We start from the raw sequence: 21,542 nt of genomic DNA, 5'->3' as shown, positions 1-21,542 counted from the left end.
AGCCCTCCACAGATGATTATGGAAGGCAAAAATATTTGGACTTAATTTTATTTCGACAAAGCATGGAATTGTTCTTTCGCGAAAATCCCTGCTTCAATAGACATTTTCAACAATTCAAACAAACTTTCTTTTTCTAAATCTAATGCATTTTTAATATATCTCAATGCACCATTTTCATTTATTTTATACCAGGCGAAACGAACTTCAATTCTTTTAAGGGCTTTTACATAAATTTCTTCAATTGCATATACATTTTCTCCATCCTGAATTTTAACTTGTTTCAAGATATCGCAATACTCAGTTGATTTAACGATATTTACCACAAACTTCACTCCTTTTACTATCCATATAATCATAAAAGAGGGAAATTTTCTCTAATAACTTTTTGACAATAAAAATAAGGCTAAGTCTTTGCTTACGTTTTGTTTATTTATTCCGCTTCAGCAACCTGAAAAGCATGCTTAAAAATCAACATTGCGTCATTTATCAAGACATACTCCATTTTATTAATATCAGATTCTAGTGCATCTAATACCTTTTCTAAATCACCCGCATTCGTACGAAGCTTACTTTGTCCGACTGTGATACCTAAATTATAATTCTCCATGTCGGAACATTCATTTTTTGCCACAGCATGAATCATAAACTTATTGACCACTTTACGTCCTAATCGTACAGCAACATTTTGTGGTGTATTTAAAATCTTTTGAATCTGTCCTAAGTCTATTTTCCCCTCTAATGCGAACGCTGTTCCTTCATTTGAAATTAGAAAATAATTCTGTTCCATAGCTAATATTTCTCCTTATCTTAATGTAATCGTACCTAAATCCCGACCATATCGTTTAAAAACAATTGTTCTTGCATTATTTGTACTTTGTGTAATTTCTAGACCAAGCGTGTTAGTACTTACATAATTTCCTCCACCGCCAAGGCCTACTACTCTTGCTCCACTAAAATCAACCGTTCCATTAAAAGAGTGACGTGATCCGCTATATATAATGTCATTCCAAGCACTTAATTGAATCGTCCCATTTGCGCCTCCTACAGATGTCATATCACTAAAGTAGAGTCTGCGTCCCATGTGAATATCTTCTTTAATATGAATGTTACCCGAAGTAATCGAACCTAAATTCCCACTAATGTCTGAAAGAACCCTAACTGCGCCTACAAGATTAATTTTTGATGCTTGAATACTAATTGTGGTGGATGTTTGATTAATTAAAGATGCAATGGTATTGCCATTGTAATCCGTTGTACTTACCTTTTGACTGATTTGCCAAGATTGCTGTGTAATACTACTTTCAGCGCTACCTATACGGTTATTTAAGTTGCCAATTGAAACGTTTTGAGCACTTACCGTTGACTGTATTTGATTAGCACGAACATTAATAGCAGCCACTTCATTTGCAATTCGATTACTCACTGATAGACTAATCTGGTCGGCTTTCAAATCAATAGTAGCAATTGATTTATTTAACTTTTCTACCTCAAGGGTAATACGGCTATCAGTTTGTGTGATGGCAGACTTATATTCCTTTTTATTTTCCTCGATAACTTCACTTAGTTCTTCTTTTGTATCTTCGATAAGCTCTTCCGTATCAACCTCATTATCTGACATTGTGCGAGGTAAGGAGTTGCCTAGTGTGACAGCCATAGTCTTTAACTCGTCTGTAACCTCATCTACAATACAAAAACGTTTAAGTATTCGAGTCTGTAGCTTCAGGCCCTCAATCGGCTCGTAAATCAGCCATACCTTTTCACCTAACTGTTTATCTAATAATTCGATTGTATCCAGCTCAAACGATACTTCTGGATAGTCAATAAGTGCATCCTTAGCCTTTTTCAATAGGTTATCTGCATTTGTAAATCGCTCGTCACTAATTGGATTAGCAATACGAATACCCCATATTGTGTGATTTGGTGAGGTGTAGGTTACAGTCAAACCATTTTTACCTGTTGCTGTAATTTTTGTTCGTAGATGGGTTGTATCAATCTTTCGGCTAAGTGCTTTAATGTTATGACCATAGCGATACTGTGCTCCATTATCCGGACCAAGTGATTTACTAAAGTGAACTCGGTTATTTGGTAATATCTCAAATTCACAATTGAAGGCATCACAGATTTGATTAACACACTGGATGATGTTTTTTGAACCAAATTTATAAATTGTAGCAGTTTCCGTGAAATCAATAGTTGCGCTCCAACCTGTACCAGAAAGCAAGTAGGTTATAAACTCTTGACTGCTATGAGTGCCACCAAAAGTTTTATCTTTAAATTGATACGCTAAGTCAAAGAATGTCGAGATGGCAAGGATGGTTTTGCGTTCTGGCTTATTATCAATTAATTGTTTTACTCGAAAATCATAATTAGCTGCTGTGACAATTGACTCTTCTTGAAGAAGGTTAAATCCATCTTCGTTATTTGATTTATTGATTGTGAATTCAAGCGTTAAATTACCTAGAGTATCTTGTTCGAATACTGGTGCAGATGTTGTGAAAAAAGGCTCTGTCTGATTTCCAGCAAAGTTTTTAACGACTAGCATTCTTTATCACCAACTGAAAATGTATTTCATATGCTTACTTTCAAGCAAAAGAAAAAGCACCCTCAAAAGAGGATACTTTTATAAACAACATTATGAAACGATTATTGTAGCTTTCACATTCGAAATGACGTCTATTTTCAATTCAACTTTTAAATACGATAGTAGCTCTATTACGTAGAGCAAGAATTTAACACTTCACATCTTTTTATAAAGTAATGGTAAGCTTATTAAGAGCATAACAATCCCTAGTGCTAAAAAATATAGGGGCATTGCAAGGACTGTTCCATTATGGAAAATGCTCATACCATAGATTGTAGCGCTAACGAGTAAATAATACCCTAAGCTAAATATCGCACTGGCAGAACCAATGACGTCTTGAAAGTCAATGAGCGCTATGCTTAAACAGATTGGTAAAGCGGTACCTGTACCAAATAAAATAATGAACACACTAACAATCATGGTTGGCATTTGTAATGCATTTGGTAAAAATTGCACCGATGTAGCGAGCAATGTACCGATGAGCATAATGACTAACCCTTGTACGATAATCTTCTCAGGTTTTGTATGGCTAACAAGTCGTTTAGATAGCATCGCACCCGCAATAGAAGCGAGAGCAACGATAATACCTAAAAAACCATACACAGCACTTGTTAGTTTAAAGTATTGCGTAAAAATAAATGGTGCTTCGGTATAATAGCTAAATAATACACCGTTAATACCGCCAATTAATACGCCGTAGCGCCATAGACGCGCATTTGTAAACATGCGCTTTACTATTGGTAGTATAGGCTTCATTTGGATTGTTGTTAGCACTGTTTCAGGTAAGCGTATATACGCGTAGCAAAATACAATAATACTCATAGCAACTAACACAAAAAATACGACCTTAAAGCCAAAATAATAATCAGTAAAACCACCGATAAATGGACCAAGGGCAGGTGTGAAGGCAAGGGCAGCTGTAATTTGAGCAAACAATTTATGACGCTCAACACCAGAAAAACTTTCTCGTAAAATCGTTTGTGTCACGACAGAGCCAACACTTGCACCAAAAGCTTGAATAAACCGTGCGACTAATAAAACCGCCATTTCATTTGCTACTAAACAAAGTACGTTACCAAAAAAATATAAGAATAGCCCATATAGCATTGCCTTGCGACGACCGATTTTATCGGATAAACGCCCAAAGAAAAATACTCCGAAGGCAAAAGCGATAAAATACACACTCATCGTAAGCTGTGCATCACTCATAGAAGTTTCAAATACTGCTGCGATAGATGGTAATGATGGGCTAAAAATAGTTTCACTAATCTGTGGGAAGCCTACTAGTACAATCAGTAATAATAAGCTAGGTGTTTTGTTTCCGATGTTTTTCTTCAAAATAGTACACTCCTAGATAATTATAGGTTCGAAAGAAAAACATCGTAGCTTGGGAAATGGTGGCTTCACAAGTTTGATTTTTTCTAAATCACTCATGAATTCACTTCCTTCTAAAATAAATATACGTAAAATTATACCATCCAAAGGCATAAACGATGCAACTTTTTTAAACTACTAATCTTTTTTTATTAACTATCGATCTTTATTACAAACCAACAATTATTTAGCAAGATGAGCAATTTCCCGTTCCGCAATTTCTAACTCTACGTATCTCCGCAACTCTTCTGGTTTCACATCTTTAACCGTACGAACCTCTCCCATAATGCTTGTAGCATAAGCTTTCACCAATCGTTTTTGCACCAGAGTTAATCCTTCTAAATGTTTCTCCATTACTCGATTACCTCCATTTCTAATAACATGGTAAGAATCTTTACTTCTAAATCAGCATCCATTATTTCTTCCACTGACGGCTTTAAATTCTTCAGTAACTGTTGTTCTTTATGCTTAGCCAGCTCTTCTTCCGTTCCACCTTCAACCCATTGAACCCCATTCCATTTTGGTCGATAGAACGGTAAAGGTTGTGGTAAATTTGTTGTGACGTAATCACCAACTGGATCAATCAGATTACCTTCCTCGTCCAATTCGCCTAAAAATACTTCCTCAATAAACCCGTCGCTATCCACTTGATAAACTTGCTTACGCACAAGGAATTCCTCCCTAATCTGTCCTAAATGAAAATGCCATTGCGATCTTGTCAAATTGGGTATCACAATGGATAAAACCGGAGCGTTCTATGCTAATTGTCGTTACTATTGGTGGAACATTCACCGCTCTATGATTAAACTTGTACCCTATGGCAACTACTTCCTGCCGTCTATCCACATCACTACGTGGTCTAAATCCAACTGGCAATACTGTACATACATTATGAGATTGGCTTCCGGAATTAATGATTTCCCCTTGTACATGCACGATGCCAAAATCGTCTTTGTAATAGATTAAAGGGGCCTTTCGTTGATGACTCCATCCAGCCTGAAGTGTACATTGGATGCTGTCTGATAGCTTTTTGTTTGCCTTTTTTTCATTCAACTGATTTACTGTTGTCTGCAATGTCTGAATCTCCTGATTGAAATTTACTGCATGCTGTGTTTCTCCTTGCGGACCCGGTGGACCTTGTGGACCCTTTGGACCTCGGAGACCTTTTAAAGATTCAATCCATTCTTTCATCGTTCCCTTAAATCCATTTTCAACAGCTAGTTCGTATGCTGATTTCCCTGCAGGTCCTTGTTTAGCAAGCATTGACCAATACACATTCGATTGAATATCACTCGGAGGCGTCTTTCCTAAGTTATCCTGTAAGGCGATAAAGGATGAGCCATTAAAGAGAACCAAATTATTTTTATAATATTGCGTCGTATTATTCCAATTGCCCCTAGAACCCATATTCTTAACCATTAATTCCAATGAAGCGAGGGCTGTTTGAACTTGCTCTGATGCCGCTAAAGCACCTTGTTTAGCAGTATTGACTTCAGGGCGAGCAGAATTGGCTTCTGTAATTGCCTTATTAACCTGTACTAATTTTTGCGAGATAGTACTAAGTGCTTCTTGCAATGTTGTGTTATTCGTCTCTATAGATTGTTGCACTGTAGTATTCGCATTATCTACAGCTTGATTTAATCGCTGTAACAATTCATCAACTTCTGTACTGCCAGACAACATTTTGATTTGTTGTTGCAAATAACTATACCCCGATATAATTCGTTGCCAGTTCTCATTGAGCTTCATTCGTTCTGCATTACTAATGGGATTTTCTGTGTTATGCAATTCTAAAGTCAATTCCCGCACATCCTTTCTATTTGTATAGGAATCTAAAATCAAATTCGATTGATTGAACAGTTCCACCGGACACCGAAAAAACATTGTTTCCCGGCACAAGCGTTAATAGCTTTTTATTTGTATTCAAAATGGCATTCGCACCGTTTTTATAAGTGTGAATGCCATTCAAAACTAATGTATCTGTACCTGTTAAAGCGCCATTAAACCTAAACACTTCGCTAGTGGTATTATTCTTAAATTCTAAATAGCTCGATGCTGTTGCCTTAATCGTTATTTTCAATTCACTTTCACGCGGATCAATTTTGACATTGCCTAAGTTTTTCACTGTGAAATTATTGGCCGTAAACTTGTACTGTAAATCCTCGTCCCACGTCAATCCTTGATTCCATTCCCACTTATTAATGTCCCACAGCTTTAATTCTTTTAATGTTGCAGCGCTTTCAGCATAAGGAAGCATATAAGTCTCCAACGCAACAGTAAATCGCCCTGTGAGACCTTTTTGTGCAACCTTAGACATATCGCTATTGATAACGAAGTATCGTTTCCCATGTAAAAAAGCAACCTCACTAGGGATAAAATCGAGTTCTCTACCCCATTTCTTACCTGGTAGCTCGAATTCGTACATTGTGGATTGCTTGGTTGGTATAGCTTTATATAAGTAATATGGTTCTAAATCTGTGAACAGATCAAACGCTCTATTTTCAAGTGTTTCAAAGTCTGAATGGTCTTTTGCGATAAACATCAGTTGAAGTTGTATTGTACGAGTGCCATATTTAACTAATTCGTTGATTGCTCCTGCTCGTCTTTCGACATCCGCTATATCACGCTTAATCTCGATAGGAGAAACGATTATGTCTTGTGTCACAAAACGCTCATGAGACAAAACAATTTCTTCTCCATTCACTTTTACTAACTTCGCATCCATCCTTTACACTCCTCTCATAGAACGTTTTAGGTCGACTTTTCTTGCCGTTCGCTCATCTACATAATTCATTAAAACATGGCCATCTAGTTCAAGCGACAGGTCTTTATCAGCGATAATTCCAAGTAGCTGAACGACTTTTTCAAGCATAGATAAATCAAGTACAGATTCGCTTGTAATTCTTGTGTTTTGAGCACTGCTGAAGGCACTTTTCACCGATAGCCCGTCCGTTAAGATACGCAAATCTGCTCTAGCAGCTTCGGCTAATTTTGATGCCGCAAGCTTCATTTCAGCTTTGGTAGTAGAAAGACTTGAACTAATATCGGGAACTGCATTTGCAGCCAAAACTGCTGCAGCTTTCGTTACGACTTTTGCACTGCCTCTGATCCCTTTTGCAAGTCCCGATGGAATCCATTTACCGACTGCCATCATGACACGGGATGGGGAGTGAATACCTAATTTATTTCGTAACCACGTAGGTAAGAGCTGAGCAAGTTCCATCACTTTGGCTTTTACTTTACCAAACCAATTACTAATCCCTTTCACTAATCCAGCTACGATAAATTCACCGATTTTCACTAGACTAATATTTTGTAAGAAAGACTTTGCCGCATTCCATCCATTCACAACAGCCGATTTAACGTTTTTCATCGCCGTTGATACGGTTGTTTTAAACCCATTCCAAATGGTTTCAATAGTCCTTTTTATACCATTTAGAATTGTATTAATGGTTGTTTTAATACCGTTCCAAATACTTTTAATAATGTTTGCAATAGCTTTTAAGACACTTGAGATGAAGCTCTTAATACCATTCCAAACAGATCGAATTGTGCCGATTAGACTTGTGAAAAAATTATCTAGGAATGAAGCGATACTTCGCCAAACACTCGTAAAAATAGATTTAATGCCATTGAGAACAGTATTGAAAAACAATTTAATACCATTCCAAATTGTTTTAATCGTATTTTTCAGTACGTTAAAAACGTTTGTAACTGTATTTTTTATCGTATTTAAAGTATTGGTGAAAATGCCTTTAATCGTTGTCCAAACGCCCTGTAAAAGCGTTTTTGCAGTTGAGCCAAATGCTTTTAAAGGCCCAAGTAATTTCCCTACAAAGTAAAGATTAATTGCACCCCAGACTGCTTGTAACGCACCGCTAAGGATTTGTTTTATTCCATCCCAGACACCTTGCCAGTCACCTCTAAATAGTGCGCTGAATGTTTTGACGATACCCAAAATAACCTTAATGGCACCTTGGATCACATTTTTAATCGCTTCCCATGTAGAGACAATGAGCGCTTTTACGACTGGCCATATCGTTTGCATGATTGTCCCAATGGCTGACATCACAGACGTCACAACATTTTCGATTACATTCCATACAGCCAAAGCAGTCGCCTTAATACTTGCTTGGTTTTCCGTCCAGAATGCTGTAATCTGTGACCAGATTGACATCACCAATTCTTTAATGGCTGTTACTGCCACGGAAATTGCAGTTTTAATTGCTTCCCAAACAGTTTGAACCTGACTCCGGAACGTTTTATTCGTTTGATATAAACGTACTAATATGGCGATGAAACCGACGATTGCTATGACAACTAAACCTACTGGATTCGTAATTAGTCCAAATGCTTTCCCAAAGTTTGTAGCGAAGGTCATCACTTTAACACCCAATGATGCCATTGTTCCGCTAAAGTTTGTAAATAACCCGGTTACGGATTTCAGCGCTTTCCCAATACCACCAAACATAGATGGGCCTAACCCCGCGAATAACTCTTTGAATGCAATTATATTTGGTACGATGGCAAGTAAAATACCACCAAACGAAATAAGACCCGCAATGATAACCCCAATAGATCGATTGTTTTCCATCAAGCTATTAGCAAAAGTTAAAAACTTATTGGCTAGATTGATAATGGTTGCACCAAGAGGCGCCATGCCAATACCTAAGTTCACAAGGAAAGTCGTTAAATTACCAATTAGGTTCATAACACTAGGCGCTGATTGATGGACATAATCAATAAATTGTTGGAAACCTTGATTTTGACTAAGTGTGGCTGACCACTCTTTAAATCGACCCATCATCGATACGAGCCCGTCCATCATGCTTGATGAAGAACCCGCAAATGCACTAAAGAAATACACAACGCCAGCGATTGCATCTCGGAAGATAGCGCGAATCTTTGGCATATTTGTATTCACGTAATCCATAAACGCTTGGAATTTTGCACTACCACTTAATCCATTTGCCCACTCTGCAAATCGTGCTGTCATTGCTTCGAAACCGTTTGCTGTACTGATACTTAATGGCGCAAAAGCTGTCAACATCGATAGCAACCCTTTAAACACATTTCCAAATGAGCGACCAAACGTCTCCAACAGTGAGGCACCACTAGTATTTAGATACATTAAAAACTTTTGTATAGGTGGCGTATCGATAGCCGTATTGAGTTGAGCCATTAAATTTGCCACTGCTTGTGCACTTGAGATAAATAGAGGCCGTAATTTATTCAGTATGGCATCTGTTGCGTGCATGGCGCTTGTAAAAGCTTGCAAAACTGGTGTTTCAGTCTCTTTTACAAGTGACTGATAAGTATCCTTTACACTTTCAAATGAATTCCAAGCTTTCTTTTGTAATGCATTAAATGGTGGGCCGGTTTCATCAAATAACGCTTTAATTGTCGGGATTGCTACTGCGCCAAACGCAACCGCTGTGGCACCAGCAGCTGTAAAGGCACCGGCTAATGCAAATGTAGAACCAGCGACAGTACCAATCATCGGACCTAAATTCGCAATAGCAACAGCAGTATTCGCTAATAATGGGGATATTGCTGGAAAGACGGCCATAATTGTTCCCATGAGGGTGTGTTGAATTATCTCACCAAAAGCACGAATATTCGTGGCAATCCGGTTGATTTTTTTCTGAAATGCTTCTATTCGCGCTTCAATTTTAATAACGACTCGTTCACGAATTAAAGCTGCAATGCGCGCTCGAATTTCAGCCATGCGACGACGGAACTGACTAATGTCTGCCCCAATATCAATACGCACATCATTTGCCGTCGTGCGTATTGTGTTTTGGACTTGGCGCATCCGTGCCATGAACTGCGTAATACGCGCGCCAATTCGTGCAGTAAAATTCTCGTTCATTTGCATTATCCTTTCTTGTTTAATTTATCAGCCCACACCTTCATATCAGCCTGCGCTTTCTTGTAAAGTGACGTGTCTATTTTCTTAGATTGCTTCCACTCTTTATCACCTGCTAGGATTCTTTTTCTAGCTTTTTCAGCATCAAATAAGTCCGTTAACCTTAAACGTTTTTCATTTTCAGCCTTGCGAATATACATGGCTTGAATCGCTAAATTTTCATAATCACTCACCATTTTCATTTGTGCGCCTTGTAAAAGTGCTTTGTACTCGTTTGGTGTCCATGACATAATTAAATCCACATCATGAACACCTAAATATTCAGCAGCGTTTGATAGGACATCGAGCCATTCTAGTCCATCAACCTGGTTTCCTCTTCCAATAACTCTGCTTTCGCGTCTAGCATGATCTGTACGCCCTTGGCATTCTCCGCTTGCTCTTCCTCTGTTTTGCCCATCGTTTTGAATAGCTCTAAGTTCTTCCAAAACGACCTCGCATCTTTTTTGAAAAAACCCGAGTTATTAATTTCACGAAATGCTTCTTTAAATAGCATGGTTGTGTCACCATCTTCTTCAATTCTTGCTTCTAAAGCATCCTCAATATCAGCTATTGATGGACGGCCTTTTGTTCCTAAATGCGCTAATCCACAATCCCAAAACGCTTTTAAAGCATCCAAATCAAATTGCAATAAACCTGTATAGATGGCACTGAATCCACCTACCTCATTACCTTCCTTATCCTTTTGATTGTAGTTTTTATCTGCTAAATTTTTAAAAGCGAATCCGAATTTTGCTTCATATTGAGTTTTTTCAATTGTTAATGTTGCCATATGATTTAACCCTCCTATTAAAACGAGTAAAAAAGAAAAGAGCGCATATTGCGCCCTATTCCTTAAGCTGTAACCGTTATTGCAGCGGTAGCTGTTTTAGCTCCACTTACCGTAGTGACTGTGATGGTAGATGTTCCTGCTGTTAGTCCCGTTACAAGACCTGTAGGCGATACTTTCGCAACCGTAGTATCACTCGATGCAAATGTTACATGTTGGTTTGATGCATCCTCAGGAGTTACAACAACGCTTAATTGTTTGGTAGCATTCACAGCGATGGATGCTGTTGTAGGTGTCACTGTCACACTCGTTACAGGTACTGCTTTTTCTTTCGCTTTACCGAACTCACCTGTTTTCTCTCCCGGCTTTTCAAATGCACTCCTTGCAAATGCTATAACGGAATCAGGTAGCTTCGGCAATTGTCCTGGTTTGGATTCTCCGATGACCTGTAACGTGCAGGAGATTTCTTGGAAGTTGTCACCTGGATTCGATATCTCTACTGATTCAACTAATGTGTAAGCAAAAATGGCATCATGTACATCTTCATTACTATCATTTTTGACTGTATTTAAATCAACTTGCCAAACTTTTAGCTGCACCTTATTACGAATGGCATCTAAGATTGCTTTTTGGCCAGAATCTGTTTTGTCACCAAACATCGTAACTTCAAAGGATTCACTCGATTGGCCGTATGCGAGAATCCGTCCAAACTTCGTCTGTTCATCAACTAGCTCATTTTCGATTGAGTGGCTATTTTCAGTTAGATGCCCGATGAGGTACCCATCCTCACCTAACGCATTTGTAGCAAGCTGGACAATTAATACTGTATCCTTACCGTTTTGCATGTGTAATTTCCCCTCCTAAAAGAAAAACAGCCCCATAAAGGACTGTTAAATATTCTGCACTTTATATTGCACTACTAAGACGCCATGCTTTACGCCGGGGCTATTGTCATCAAAAACACGAGATTCACGCCTTTTGACACTTAGCACCTTCACTTTTGGAAGCTTGTAATTTTGAGCCATCAGCGCTTGTTGAGAAGCTGATAGCATCTCATACACCTTCCGTTTACCACTGTACGCATCGTTATCCATCCACCAAGCATGAATCGTAAAAGTAATCGTTTCAATATTGCTCGTTTTCGTGTCAAAAGGCGATGAATAAGGCTCTGCAATCGTCACATATGGATATGGTGTATTTTCATCTACTGCATCGTATACGCCTAAATCCTCTTCACTTTTTTGAGTGATAGAAGTCAGTGCTTCACAAGCAATTAACTTCTGGTAAATAGCATGCTGCAACTCGAAATAAGGCAGCGCATAATAATTAATGGTTGAGGTTTCATTCCTTCAGTTGTCAAATAACGACCTAGTTTTAGACTGTAGTAAGTCCATGGGATTTTCTTTGCACGACTACCTCCAGGGCCTTGAGCATAAATGCCTGTTCCCCACTCCACCCATATAGCATAATGTGCACCAACAGTAACAACAGCGTTATACTTCCCTAGCATCTTCATTTCGATGGAGTCACGCAAGCTACCATCATCGACTGGCGCAAGTGCCTTAGCCTCTGTTTGTATAAGCCTTGCAGTCTCGTACACAATGTCGGATACTTTATCTAAAATCCCTTCTTCAAAACGTTGCGCGGCTCTTAACAATTTCCATCCACTGAAAGTAATTCGAGCCATTATGACATCACCAGCTTTAAAGCCACACGCATCATTTCATGTTGGCCACCTTGATCTTCAGGACGTCCTGCAAACTCGTATATCTCCCCTTCAAAGCATAATCGCATACTAGAAGTTAAATCAGTTCTGTAGGGGTAATACATGTAACGTTGTAATGAATTGCCTAGCTGCTGTGCATAATACTGCTCTTTGCTTGTTGGTGTGTCAACAAACGCTTCGATTGTATCCACTGGCATCCACTCAGTTTTACATCCCCCTGCACCATCAGAAATACGTTGCTTCTCAACGACTTCGACTGTATGAGGAAATTCATCGTAATGCATGAAACTTCACCTTCTTATATGGTCGTAAATAGGTCCAAATGGCTTTTGGAAACTCTGTGTCATAAGAATAGGAGACTGTCCCCATAACACGTCCTTTTAACCCTGTTGTTTGCATATTGAATTGTATAGCCTTAGCGATAAATAGTTGCACACCGTAAGGCATCTTTTCAGGACACCACGTACCGTTACAATGGTCGATTGCTACATCAAATAAAATAGGAGCCATTGCACAATAAAACGCATCATGCTTAGCTCCCGTTTCGCCATTTAACTGTTTAAACTGCTCAATTTCTTCTTGAGTTGGTTGCCACATATTGACCACCTACTTTTCAGTTTCTGTTTCTGCTTTTTTAGAAATGGTACGTTTTGGCTTCTCTGCTTGTATTTCCTCAAAATCACCTGAACGCAAAAGGCGAGCACCGTGTTCTTTAGTGACCGCCCATGTGATACCCGTATTTACGTTTTTAACGAACATTTTTAAACCCCTCCTTACGCTGGTCGTCTAGCTGATAGTACCGCTAAAGCTTCTGGGCGAACCACCTTACAACCGTAGAGATGAAGTCCTTTTACTGCATCTGCAAAACGTTTCTCCATTCGATAGCCCTCTACTTTTGCAGCTTGTTCAGCATACGTCCATGCCATATTATGTCCTGCGATAATTTTTGAGTTTGCGACGACGCCTTCAAAACCTGTATCAACAAATGGTGCATTATTGGATTTCATAAGTAAAAAACCTGCAGCACGACCTACAACACCGTTAAGTAAACGTTCATCAGCTGGTAATGCACCTGAACCGACAAAACGATCATCTTTTAATAATAGACCTTCATACCAAGGTGGCAAAACAGCAAAACGACCTTGTGTCGGAATGTTGGATTCATCCAATTTCGTTGAAAGGTCCACAAGGTACTCATAAGCATTGGCTTTTGTTACTGCAATCGGATTCGTGTCCGTACCAATTGTGTTAACAGCATGTACATAGTGAGATGCAATAAATTGATCCGCTACATTCGATAAGGCATAAGCCGCTTCACGCATTGCATGATCCATTAATTTAGGATTTTGTTGAATTTTATCTAGATCATCGATTTGGAAGTTAAAGAACTTCGATTGGTCAATCACTAAATTACGCGTGTGATCTGTCAGTTCCTCTGGATCCTTCATATTTTTGTTGCGCGTATAATCACCTACGGATACCGCACCAATACCATTGATTTTTACTGTGTCACCGTAAGCCTTGATTTCACCTTCATAATCACGGTTGATGACACTAGCTTGTCCGAATACTAATGATTTTTGTAAATTGTGCAAAAGTCGAGCTGACCAAATTGTTGGAATAAAGTTTTTAATCGTCATAACGATATTTCCTCCTTACTGCTAATCGATTATAGTAAATTGTTTTTCACGATTTCATCCCAATTCGCATTGATTTCATCCGTTGTCATTTTCAGTACAGCTTCTTTCGTCAATGTTGTTGAGCCCCCTCCTTTTTGTGGTGGTGGCGTTCCACCATCTTTAAAGCGTTTATCCACTTCTGCCTGAACAGCTGCGTTAAATTCCGCTTCAAGTACACCTAAATTAGCTGTTGTCTTTTCAGCATCTTCACCGACAAAGAACGCTACTAACTTACTTGGTAAACGCTTTTCAGTTGCAATAGATAACGCCTGATTAATTAACTTTTCACGTGCAGCTTCTTTTTGCGATTGCTCAAATTGTGCCTTTAACTCACGTAACTGTTTCGCTTCCTCCGTTTCCGGCGGGTAACGCTTTGTAATTTCCTCTTCTAGTTTCTTTGGAAGAGTTTTCGTTTCATACGTTTTAATCGCTTCCGTTACACGTGTATCAGCAAATGACTGCAACCATTTCTTACCCTCATCATTGTCTTTTAGAAATGCTTGAACCGTTTCAAGTGTCATTGTAGCCCTTTGTCCGTTTCCGCCATCTCCTTGTGGTGGATGATCACCTGAAGGATTTTCTTCACCACCATCAGCAAACATTTGAATAGCTAAAGGTAGATAGGTTCTTAAATGAAATAGATTGTTCTTCATCATGTCCTCCTTGCCCAATTTAGTTATTCGATGGAATCCCTAAACTGTTCGATAGTAATTTTTCCCGTTCTTTATAGCGTCTGCGAGAAGAAAGACAAAATAAAAAGCCACTCAGGATGAATGGCTTGTTTAGATATTATTTTATAAAAAATTTTTTAATTAGTTGAGTGCTATTGATATAAAGCTCCCGTCAGTTGAATCATTAATCCACTTTATTCTCAATTTCCAATCTTTTTTGTTCCAAAGCTACTTTATCTCGTTCTAACTTAATTTGTTCAAGTTTTATATCATTTTTCTTTTTTATTTCATAAACAACAGCTGCAATAAGTGAGACAAATATAATAGCAATCAATGAAAAATAATCCATTGGTTCTCCATCACCTCTTTCCTCAACTTACTCATCGTACCTGGGAGTGCATCACCAGTATTATACTAAGTCCTTGTCTCCCTTTATTTGTTGCACCACTAATTTTCATTCATTGCCTTATCAGTCCATAATACTTTATATAAAAATGCAAGCTCAGCTTCCTCCAAGCCGCCAGTGGGGAATTCACCATTTTCGCTTTCCACAGTAAGCAGCTCGTTTTTTGTAGTGCCTAGCCATGCCGCCAAATAAACCGGTTTGTTTTTCGTTAACTTAACATTTTCGCTTATTAAATTACTAAGAGAAGAAGACGTCATGCTACTTGAATAAGTTGTCGAAGCAATTCCAGACGGTATGCCAGATAATAATTTTAAGGAACGATTAGAATCACTAACTCCAAATGAAATAAAGCTTTCTTGATATTTTTTTTCGTTAACACCCCAGCTCTTAAGCAATTCTTCTTTCAACTTACCTTTTTCATATACTTCTACTGAAAATTGCAAATCATCTTCTTCGGGTAAAATACCATTTAGTTTAAAAAATTCAATATTTTCTACCCCTGTTTTGCTAATTAGCAGACTTTCTTTTTCACTTATTTTATATGGCTCAATTGTTATCTTCGCATTTGAGGTCGGTATATCTTTTTCTACACCCGCACACCCTGATAACAACAAGATAAGAATTACTAATGAGTAGTAACGTTTAAAGCCTTGCATTTTTGTTCCTCCAATCAATTTGTCAGGAATTATTTCATATTACTCCTATCTTCACAATCGATACTAAATAACACTTTAAAAAAACTCCTTCCTCGTGAGTTAAAGTAAGTTTTAACACCAGATACATATCAATATTAACATAATTATCCAAATCATGCGTAATTACTGAGCAAAGAGGAGATACGTATTATTTAAGACTAATATGTATCTCCCTTTATAACTTTTATAATTCAGGTCTTAATTTGTGATAAAGCGTTAACTTAAATTACGTAAAACTCTATTTCCAATTTACGTCTTTGAAGTTCATAAAACATTATAGTCATTAACTTTTGACAACCAAGACCTTTATTTAATGCAGCATTCACAGCCAAATAAAGTAGGTGTATTTCCCTATCACCCATTTCATTCACCACACTTTTGCACCAATCGTTGAAATCATTCGATAGTGGTGGTGTAAGATTATAAAACTCTGAATAATGGATCATGGCTTGTAAACAACTTTCACTTGGTATTTGCACGATGTTCCCTCCTGGGAGTAACATCCACTTCTAAATATAACGATATTCGGTTATAATAGATTTATGATATGGGTGGATGTCACTCAAAATTATGTCATGTTTTAAGTTGCCGCTTAAAGCATGGCTTTTCTTTTTTTGTTCCCCAATTAGTTAACCAACTTCCCCTGGACAATTTCTTGTATCTTCTGACGACCTTTTTCGTAATATCGGAAAGATTCTACTTGTTTACTACTGTAGGGCGACTTGTCCAATGCAAAATATCCGTATTCATCGGTTTTTAGATTATGTTTATTTGCAATACTGCCAACCTTCTGCGGTGAAATACCTAATTCTGAACCAATATCACTAGCTGTATATGTCTTTTTTACTTCTGGACGGTAATCAATTGTTTGGTCACTTAAAACCTCTAAAGCATTTACTTGTAACAACTCAACAGCTACAGGAGATAAGATTTTATTTTTCTGCATGTCCAGAATTAATTTAGCTTGGCGTGTACGGCTGTTATTCAACATTGCCTCAGCACGCATACGTTTAATTTCTAGTTCTGTATCTACAGATTGAGATTTTAATACCAATAGCTCTCCATTACGAAGATTTTCAAGCAAATCATAAACCCAGTCATAAAATGCATCAGCTTTAGGTTGTTTACTCCATCTGCATATTTCATAAATCCCTTTTGCGTTATAAATAACCGCTTCTCGCTGCCTACCATCAACTGTTGTCAGTTTGGTAACAGTTGAAAAAGGATCTATTCTTTTTGCATGTCTTTCATGTAACTTTGCGATAGCAGTTCGCGGATCACTATATTCCAGTGCTTGACCTATTTGATCACGAGTCATGAAAATTTCGCCTTTTTCATTTTGCCAAAAGTCACAAAGAACTGAATTAAATTGATTTTGTGTTGCTAATGTAAGATTCATAGATTTACTTCCTCCTTTTCTTGTACAAAGAATTTTGTCCAATCAAATTTTAGGTAAGTTGCTATTTTTCTTGCCACTTTTACTGATGGTGTTTTTTCACCCCGTTCAATGTTTGCATAATACCCACGTGAAATATCCACAGAATCAGCTATTTCTTCCTGTTTTATTCCTTGTGCTATTCGAATCTGTTTCAGCCAACTTCTCATAACCTCTCCCCTTTCAAAAGTTCCTTTTAGGAACATTAATTAATTTAAATATAAGTTCCTAAAAGGAACATGTCAATACTTTTCGAATATCAAAGTTTCTTTAAGGAACAATAAATAATTAAATATAGAAGTTCCTTTAGGTAACATATACAATCATAAGTAGTAAAATAATATTTAAGGATGTGCGTATAAATGGATATTCTTGCACAACGTTTAAAAAAGGTTCGTGAAAATATAAAGAAATCAAAGCCTGAATATACTCAATCATTTGTTGCTAAAGAAATAGGTGTTGCAAGAACTACTTATACAGCTTATGAAAATGGTACAAAAATGCCTCCAATTGATACTTTAAGTAGTATCGCTAAACTTTTTGATGTTTCAATTGATTACCTTCTTGGTCGTACAGAAAAACAAAGTCTTGCTCCTCAAGAAGCTGAAGATGCAGACTTTCAAGCTTTTGCTAACAGTCCAGAACTACAGAAGTTTTACAAAGAACTTCCATATTCGAAAGAAGAGGCAGTTCAGAGATTACGTGATATTTGGGAAATTTTAAAACATGAAAATTAATAATGAATACTTAACCAGTCAAACTACTCTCTGCATAAAAAGCTGAATAAATAATGCGCATAAGAAAAGTCACAAACGTTGATTTAACAACATTTGTGACTTTTTGGTGTACGTCCAAACTTTTATTTGGGAACGTTATTTTGTATGGGATTGTATAAAATAACTCTAACGAACTCGATAAACATCATTTAGTTTATGCTCTTCTATTAAATCAATGTTTCTAGGACTTTGCGTATATTCCTGTAAATACGGTCCGATGTTTGCATACATTTCAATATTTTGTAACTCTGAAATAGATAGCCATTTTACATCTATTTGATTTGAATCCGGGTTTTCTGGAAATTTTGGTTTACTAGGACTTTTTATTTTGCATTCAAACATCATAACCAATGTATGTATTTTACCAAATTTATCTAAATTAAGATGAGGTGTGTATTCATAAACAAAAGCCAGTGGACCAACTTCTACATCTATACACGCTTCTTCTTTGGCTTCTCTTTTTACTGTATCTATAATTGATTCATTGGGTTCTGCACCTCCAGCAGGTAAATCATAAACGATACCTCTTATTGGGTCGTTATACACCGTTAATAATATTTCATTATTCTCTATTATTATTGCACCAGCTCGAACTCTAATATGAGAAGACATTTAAAAACCTCCTAAGTTGATATATTAAGTTTTCTAGAAGATGTTATTGAATTCCTTTCAATGTCACCAAAGTTTCCTTTGGGAACGTTTATAAGGTTTATTTTGTATACTTTATAAATCCTTGTAACACTAAATATCCGTTATTGTAATTATAGGTTCTCTGATGAATCAAATTATTTAACAATACCTACGCTGTCAAATGGATAAAATCTAACGTTGGCTTTCCCTAATACTTTATCCATTGGTACTAATCCCACACTAGAATATCTACTATCAATACTATTTCTCCTGTTATCACCTAAAACAAATAAGTAGCCTTCTGGTATCGTTGAATGATCTGTTAAAGACTGTAAAGTGAAATCTTTTGTTAGTGTACCAGTGTCTAGTAGTTGTTTTTTATACAAATCTAAATATGGTTCTTCCGAGGCTTCATTGTTTACATAAAGGGTGTCATTCTCATAAGCAATATGGTCTCCTGGTAATCCTATGACACGTTTAATATAAATCTCATCATTAGGGGTTTTGAATACGATAACGTCAAACCTTGCAATACCAGAAATTTTCTTACCAATTTTATTTACTAGAACGAAGTCTCCATCTTCATATGTTGGCATCATTGAAGCACCACCTACTCTAGTTGGGGAAACAATAAATGCCATCGTAGCGATAACAATAACACACGTTATTACTGTAGACTTAACCCAGTCTAATAATTCCTTTTTCTTAGATTTCTCCAAAATAATCAACTCCTTGAATTACCATTATATAAATTATAAACTATTTTTTCCATCTACTTGTAAATTAAAATATAAAACCTTCCCAAAGTGTCGTTATTTGTACCATATAAAAAATTGATATTCCGCAATCTGGCCCTTTAATGAAACCGAGCACTAATCCTTATTATAGAATCGCGCCCGATTGTAGAAGATTGTTCCAACATAATTGCCAAAGAAAAAAACACACCTTTGTTCAATAAGATTAAAAAGAGATTTAGTTACCAATTCTATTTATAACAACTTCAGGAGTGCTTTGTAAGTTTTTTACTTCCATAAACTATATTTAAGTTATACAAAAACCATACTTTGACATTGTCTAAAGCATGATTTTTATTTGAACTAATATAAAACTGCTAAGTTGATTTTTTAGCTCAGCTATTTATTGAATTCATTAACTGGAAGAAGTATTCAGGTTTATGAGTCTTATTTAGGTTATACCATGAATGTAATGTGTCGGGTGCAAATACATCTAATTTTTTCAGTACTTCCATCGTAAATTCTAGAGGTGCTACTCCTGATGCAGTAATCAAATTCTCACCAGATACCGCAGGTCTCATCTCATAAAATTTTTCCCCTTTATAATTAGGACAGACCATTTTAATATACTCTAGGTCATTGCTTGTGTGTTTTCTAGAATCTAAGTATCCCATATTCGCAAGAGCCTCAGTTGCACCACAAATTGCAGCAACAATAGTGCCAAACTTTAAAGCTTGGTCAATTCTCTCCAAGACAGGTTGATGAATTTCTTCACTCCAAGTAGTCCCTCCTGGTAAAATTAAAAGATCTTTACTCTCAAGAATACATTCATCAAGTGAAATATCTGGTTTTATGCTCAGTCCTCCCATAGTAGTAATCATTTCTTTATTAGCTCCTACTGTAATTACTTTTAAAGGTGCTAAATCTTTTTTGAAATATCTTCCTGAGTTAAGTTCAGCAATTAAATATCCATATTCCCAGTCCGACATTGTATTAAATACATATAGAAAAACTTTTTTTGTTTGCATCCAATAACACTCCAATCACAATTGATATAGCTATTATAAAATAACTTCCCTGACAGTTAACGTCAGGGAAGTTATCATACTTGATGAAATTTTATTAATTCCGACAGAACTTCAATAATTCTTTTCTTAAGACTTGTTGGCTCGATAACTTTAATAGATTTATTGTACGGTAAAAGTAAATAAGGTACATATGTATGTATTATATCTTTATCAAGAAGAAAAACTGCTTGATTTGAAGTCCGTGTTTGTAAATAATGTCCTAAAAACCAATGTTGGCAAATATCAGCCAATACACTTTTATCCCCATTAATAACCAAAGAAATAATCCTATCTTTATCTTCTATAGTTGGAAGAAGATTTTTTATAAAAATGTCACGTGCTGAAAAATTTTCTGGCCGGTTAAAATTATTTTCGGTTAGCATTAGACTTTCAATTCGATCTACTCTAAAACTACGGATATCATTCCTCAGATGACAAAATCCAATCACATACCACTTATTATTCCAATATATAATTCTGTACGGATCGACCAATCTATAATTTAATTGCTTTTCGCCACTTTTATGGTAAAGAATTTTTACTGAGTACCCGTCAGCTATGGCCTGCTCCAACTCCTTCAAAAAAGCTTCCATAGAGAGTGAACTTAATCGACTTATTACTTCAAGACTAGTTAAATGTTGGTTGATCTTTGTTTTCTGCTCTTGATTTGAATATTTGCTTAGCTTTGAAATAGCCCTATTTAGTGCTTCGCCGCCATAATATCCAGCTTCTTCTGCAAAAACAGCAGCATGATAAAGTGATGTTTGCTCCTCAAAATCAAAAAAAAGAGGAGCCTCAATAAAATTGTTCAATAAAGTGTATCCACCGTTATGTCCTGGTTCTGAAATTATAGGTACGCCACTTGTTGAAATTGTATCAATATAACGATACACAGTCCTTATATTCATCTCTAACTTTTCCGAAATTTGTTTTGCAGTAATTTTTTCACCTGAACGAAGCATCCATAGAATTGCTAACATATTGTCAATTTTAGGCATATAATTCCACCTCTATATAGTATTTATTATCTATCATATAAGTTTATTTTTCTTAATTAGTTATAAGTAAACTCT

General features: G+C 36.7%; 29 protein-coding genes. 1 reads left to right on the top strand and 28 read right to left on the bottom strand.

Annotated elements, in window-relative coordinates; genetic code table 11:
- Positions 1-47 precede the first annotated feature (47 nt).
- The 24 genes from I5435_RS10360 to I5435_RS10245 all read right to left on the bottom strand — a co-directional run bounded on the left by I5435_RS10360 (position 48) and on the right by I5435_RS10245 (position 17,432).
- Positions 48-323, bottom strand: a complete 276-nt coding sequence (locus I5435_RS10360) for a hypothetical protein (RefSeq protein WP_080653398.1) — start codon at positions 321-323, stop codon at positions 48-50.
- A gap of 107 nt (positions 324-430) precedes the next feature.
- The gene (locus I5435_RS10355; protein WP_024364689.1) at positions 431-787 is read right to left on the bottom strand and encodes a hypothetical protein; all 357 of its coding nucleotides are present in this window, start codon (positions 785-787) and stop codon (positions 431-433) included.
- Between the two features lie 15 nt (positions 788-802).
- Positions 803-2,542: a phage tail protein gene (locus I5435_RS10350; RefSeq protein WP_024364690.1), complete on the bottom strand. Its 1,740-nt coding sequence runs from the start codon at positions 2,540-2,542 to the stop codon at positions 803-805.
- A 195-nt stretch (positions 2,543-2,737) separates the two neighbouring features.
- Complete coding sequence (locus I5435_RS10345) at positions 2,738-3,919, bottom strand: multidrug effflux MFS transporter (RefSeq protein WP_337983746.1); 1,182 nt, start codon at positions 3,917-3,919, stop codon at positions 2,738-2,740.
- Positions 3,920-4,138: 219 nt separating this feature from the next.
- The gene (locus I5435_RS10340) at positions 4,139-4,309 is read right to left on the bottom strand and encodes a hypothetical protein (RefSeq protein WP_158694855.1); all 171 of its coding nucleotides are present in this window, start codon (positions 4,307-4,309) and stop codon (positions 4,139-4,141) included.
- Positions 4,309-4,623 (bottom strand): hypothetical protein, encoded by a 315-nt coding sequence (locus I5435_RS10335; RefSeq protein WP_024364692.1) that lies wholly within the window; start codon positions 4,621-4,623, stop codon positions 4,309-4,311. Before I5435_RS10335 ends, I5435_RS10340 begins: the two co-directional genes overlap by 1 nt.
- A gap of 13 nt (positions 4,624-4,636) precedes the next feature.
- The gene (locus I5435_RS10330; RefSeq protein WP_024364693.1) at positions 4,637-5,755 is read right to left on the bottom strand and encodes a GTP-binding protein; all 1,119 of its coding nucleotides are present in this window, start codon (positions 5,753-5,755) and stop codon (positions 4,637-4,639) included.
- 16 nt (positions 5,756-5,771) lie between these two features.
- Positions 5,772-6,680, bottom strand: coding sequence for a phage tail domain-containing protein (locus I5435_RS10325; RefSeq protein WP_337983745.1), 909 nt, complete (start codon positions 6,678-6,680; stop codon positions 5,772-5,774).
- 3 nt (positions 6,681-6,683) lie between these two features.
- The gene (locus tag I5435_RS10320; protein ID WP_337983744.1) at positions 6,684-9,827 is read right to left on the bottom strand and encodes a phage tail protein; all 3,144 of its coding nucleotides are present in this window, start codon (positions 9,825-9,827) and stop codon (positions 6,684-6,686) included.
- Between the two features lie 5 nt (positions 9,828-9,832).
- Entirely contained in the window at positions 9,833-10,126 is a 294-nt protein-coding gene (locus tag I5435_RS10315) for a hypothetical protein (protein ID WP_051147791.1), read from the bottom strand.
- Positions 10,127-10,176: 50 nt separating this feature from the next.
- The gene (locus tag I5435_RS10310; RefSeq protein ID WP_337983743.1) at positions 10,177-10,653 is read right to left on the bottom strand and encodes a tail assembly chaperone; all 477 of its coding nucleotides are present in this window, start codon (positions 10,651-10,653) and stop codon (positions 10,177-10,179) included.
- A 62-nt stretch (positions 10,654-10,715) separates the two neighbouring features.
- The gene (locus I5435_RS10305) at positions 10,716-11,495 is read right to left on the bottom strand and encodes a phage major tail protein, TP901-1 family (RefSeq protein WP_337983742.1); all 780 of its coding nucleotides are present in this window, start codon (positions 11,493-11,495) and stop codon (positions 10,716-10,718) included.
- A gap of 45 nt (positions 11,496-11,540) precedes the next feature.
- Positions 11,541-11,951, bottom strand: coding sequence for a DUF3168 domain-containing protein (locus tag I5435_RS10300; RefSeq protein ID WP_337983741.1), 411 nt, complete (start codon positions 11,949-11,951; stop codon positions 11,541-11,543).
- Positions 11,924-12,337, bottom strand: a complete 414-nt coding sequence (locus I5435_RS10295) for an HK97-gp10 family putative phage morphogenesis protein (RefSeq protein ID WP_337983740.1) — start codon at positions 12,335-12,337, stop codon at positions 11,924-11,926. The genes I5435_RS10300 and I5435_RS10295 overlap by 28 nt, the downstream gene beginning before the upstream one ends.
- Entirely contained in the window at positions 12,337-12,660 is a 324-nt protein-coding gene (locus I5435_RS10290) for a phage head closure protein (RefSeq protein ID WP_337983739.1), read from the bottom strand. The genes I5435_RS10295 and I5435_RS10290 overlap by 1 nt, the downstream gene beginning before the upstream one ends.
- Entirely contained in the window at positions 12,647-12,973 is a 327-nt protein-coding gene (locus I5435_RS10285; RefSeq protein ID WP_337983738.1) for a head-tail connector protein, read from the bottom strand. The genes I5435_RS10290 and I5435_RS10285 overlap by 14 nt, the downstream gene beginning before the upstream one ends.
- A gap of 9 nt (positions 12,974-12,982) precedes the next feature.
- Positions 12,983-13,135 carry a hypothetical protein gene (locus I5435_RS10280; RefSeq protein ID WP_337983737.1) on the bottom strand — a complete coding sequence of 51 codons (153 nt, stop codon included), beginning with the start codon at positions 13,133-13,135 and terminating at the stop codon, positions 12,983-12,985.
- A 14-nt stretch (positions 13,136-13,149) separates the two neighbouring features.
- Entirely contained in the window at positions 13,150-14,016 is an 867-nt protein-coding gene (locus I5435_RS10275) for a phage major capsid protein (protein ID WP_337983736.1), read from the bottom strand.
- A 29-nt stretch (positions 14,017-14,045) separates the two neighbouring features.
- Positions 14,046-14,708: a DUF4355 domain-containing protein gene (locus I5435_RS10270; RefSeq protein WP_337983735.1), complete on the bottom strand. Its 663-nt coding sequence runs from the start codon at positions 14,706-14,708 to the stop codon at positions 14,046-14,048.
- A 202-nt stretch (positions 14,709-14,910) separates the two neighbouring features.
- Positions 14,911-15,075: a hypothetical protein gene (locus tag I5435_RS10265; RefSeq protein ID WP_158694859.1), complete on the bottom strand. Its 165-nt coding sequence runs from the start codon at positions 15,073-15,075 to the stop codon at positions 14,911-14,913.
- 98 nt (positions 15,076-15,173) lie between these two features.
- Positions 15,174-15,788 (bottom strand): hypothetical protein, encoded by a 615-nt coding sequence (locus I5435_RS10260; RefSeq protein WP_337983734.1) that lies wholly within the window; start codon positions 15,786-15,788, stop codon positions 15,174-15,176.
- A gap of 260 nt (positions 15,789-16,048) precedes the next feature.
- Positions 16,049-16,306: a hypothetical protein gene (locus I5435_RS10255; protein WP_337983733.1), complete on the bottom strand. Its 258-nt coding sequence runs from the start codon at positions 16,304-16,306 to the stop codon at positions 16,049-16,051.
- 146 nt (positions 16,307-16,452) lie between these two features.
- Positions 16,453-17,226 (bottom strand): BRO-N domain-containing protein, encoded by a 774-nt coding sequence (locus I5435_RS10250; protein ID WP_337983732.1) that lies wholly within the window; start codon positions 17,224-17,226, stop codon positions 16,453-16,455.
- A complete protein-coding gene (locus tag I5435_RS10245) occupies positions 17,223-17,432 on the bottom strand; it encodes a helix-turn-helix transcriptional regulator (RefSeq protein WP_103976459.1) in 210 nt (69 codons plus the stop codon). The genes I5435_RS10250 and I5435_RS10245 overlap by 4 nt, the downstream gene beginning before the upstream one ends.
- A 192-nt stretch (positions 17,433-17,624) precedes the next feature.
- Here I5435_RS10245 and I5435_RS10240 point away from each other — a divergent pair, with 192 nt between their 5' ends.
- Complete coding sequence (locus I5435_RS10240) at positions 17,625-17,999, top strand: helix-turn-helix domain-containing protein (protein WP_337983731.1); 375 nt, start codon at positions 17,625-17,627, stop codon at positions 17,997-17,999.
- A 165-nt stretch (positions 18,000-18,164) separates the two neighbouring features.
- Here the strand turns inward: I5435_RS10240 and I5435_RS10235 are convergent, their stop codons facing one another.
- The 4 genes from I5435_RS10235 to I5435_RS10220 form a co-directional block, all read right to left on the bottom strand.
- The gene (locus I5435_RS10235; RefSeq protein WP_337983730.1) at positions 18,165-18,650 is read right to left on the bottom strand and encodes an NUDIX domain-containing protein; all 486 of its coding nucleotides are present in this window, start codon (positions 18,648-18,650) and stop codon (positions 18,165-18,167) included.
- A 173-nt stretch (positions 18,651-18,823) separates the two neighbouring features.
- Positions 18,824-19,387, bottom strand: coding sequence for a signal peptidase I (lepB, locus tag I5435_RS10230; RefSeq protein ID WP_108030884.1), 564 nt, complete (start codon positions 19,385-19,387; stop codon positions 18,824-18,826).
- A gap of 410 nt (positions 19,388-19,797) precedes the next feature.
- Positions 19,798-20,430 (bottom strand): type 1 glutamine amidotransferase family protein, encoded by a 633-nt coding sequence (locus tag I5435_RS10225; protein ID WP_337983729.1) that lies wholly within the window; start codon positions 20,428-20,430, stop codon positions 19,798-19,800.
- A gap of 74 nt (positions 20,431-20,504) precedes the next feature.
- A complete protein-coding gene (locus tag I5435_RS10220) occupies positions 20,505-21,467 on the bottom strand; it encodes a helix-turn-helix transcriptional regulator (protein ID WP_024361857.1) in 963 nt (320 codons plus the stop codon).
- Positions 21,468-21,542 lie beyond the last annotated feature (75 nt).

This window comes from Lysinibacillus sp. C5.1, from assembly GCF_016350185.1.
Taxonomy (GTDB): domain Bacteria; phylum Bacillota; class Bacilli; order Bacillales_A; family Planococcaceae; genus Lysinibacillus; species Lysinibacillus sphaericus.
The sequence above is the reverse complement of the archived record's forward strand: the minus strand, read 5'-3'. Positions and strand labels throughout refer to the sequence as shown.

What these genes read in the sequence shown, in the direction of transcription:
- I5435_RS10250 (WP_337983732.1), bottom strand. Translation starts at nt 17,226, where the DNA reads ATGAATCTTACATTAGCAACACAAAATCAATTTAATTCAGTTCTTTGT.
- I5435_RS10350 (WP_024364690.1), bottom strand. Translation starts at nt 2,542, where the DNA reads ATGCTAGTCGTTAAAAACTTTGCTGGAAATCAGACAGAGCCTTTTTTC.
- I5435_RS10220 (WP_024361857.1), bottom strand. Translation starts at nt 21,467, where the DNA reads ATGCCTAAAATTGACAATATGTTAGCAATTCTATGGATGCTTCGTTCA.
- I5435_RS10270 (WP_337983735.1), bottom strand. Translation starts at nt 14,708, where the DNA reads ATGAAGAACAATCTATTTCATTTAAGAACCTATCTACCTTTAGCTATT.
- I5435_RS10295 (WP_337983740.1), bottom strand. Translation starts at nt 12,337, where the DNA reads ATGGCTCGAATTACTTTCAGTGGATGGAAATTGTTAAGAGCCGCGCAA.
- I5435_RS10325 (WP_337983745.1), bottom strand. Translation starts at nt 6,680, where the DNA reads ATGGATGCGAAGTTAGTAAAAGTGAATGGAGAAGAAATTGTTTTGTCT.
- I5435_RS10290 (WP_337983739.1), bottom strand. Translation starts at nt 12,660, where the DNA reads ATGCATTACGATGAATTTCCTCATACAGTCGAAGTCGTTGAGAAGCAA.
- I5435_RS10260 (WP_337983734.1), bottom strand. Translation starts at nt 15,788, where the DNA reads ATGCAAGGCTTTAAACGTTACTACTCATTAGTAATTCTTATCTTGTTG.
- I5435_RS10320 (WP_337983744.1), bottom strand. Translation starts at nt 9,827, where the DNA reads ATGAACGAGAATTTTACTGCACGAATTGGCGCGCGTATTACGCAGTTC.
- I5435_RS10245 (WP_103976459.1), bottom strand. Translation starts at nt 17,432, where the DNA reads ATGAGAAGTTGGCTGAAACAGATTCGAATAGCACAAGGAATAAAACAG.
- I5435_RS10305 (WP_337983742.1), bottom strand. Translation starts at nt 11,495, where the DNA reads ATGCAAAACGGTAAGGATACAGTATTAATTGTCCAGCTTGCTACAAAT.
- I5435_RS10235 (WP_337983730.1), bottom strand. Translation starts at nt 18,650, where the DNA reads ATGTCTTCTCATATTAGAGTTCGAGCTGGTGCAATAATAATAGAGAAT.
- I5435_RS10280 (WP_337983737.1), bottom strand. Translation starts at nt 13,135, where the DNA reads ATGTTCGTTAAAAACGTAAATACGGGTATCACATGGGCGGTCACTAAA.
- I5435_RS10310 (WP_337983743.1), bottom strand. Translation starts at nt 10,653, where the DNA reads ATGGCAACATTAACAATTGAAAAAACTCAATATGAAGCAAAATTCGGA.
- I5435_RS10275 (WP_337983736.1), bottom strand. Translation starts at nt 14,016, where the DNA reads ATGACGATTAAAAACTTTATTCCAACAATTTGGTCAGCTCGACTTTTG.
- I5435_RS10285 (WP_337983738.1), bottom strand. Translation starts at nt 12,973, where the DNA reads ATGTGGCAACCAACTCAAGAAGAAATTGAGCAGTTTAAACAGTTAAAT.
- I5435_RS10265 (WP_158694859.1), bottom strand. Translation starts at nt 15,075, where the DNA reads ATGGATTATTTTTCATTGATTGCTATTATATTTGTCTCACTTATTGCA.
- I5435_RS10340 (WP_158694855.1), bottom strand. Translation starts at nt 4,309, where the DNA reads ATGGAGAAACATTTAGAAGGATTAACTCTGGTGCAAAAACGATTGGTG.
- I5435_RS10355 (WP_024364689.1), bottom strand. Translation starts at nt 787, where the DNA reads ATGGAACAGAATTATTTTCTAATTTCAAATGAAGGAACAGCGTTCGCA.
- I5435_RS10225 (WP_337983729.1), bottom strand. Translation starts at nt 20,430, where the DNA reads ATGCAAACAAAAAAAGTTTTTCTATATGTATTTAATACAATGTCGGAC.
- I5435_RS10240 (WP_337983731.1), top strand. Translation starts at nt 17,625, where the DNA reads ATGGATATTCTTGCACAACGTTTAAAAAAGGTTCGTGAAAATATAAAG.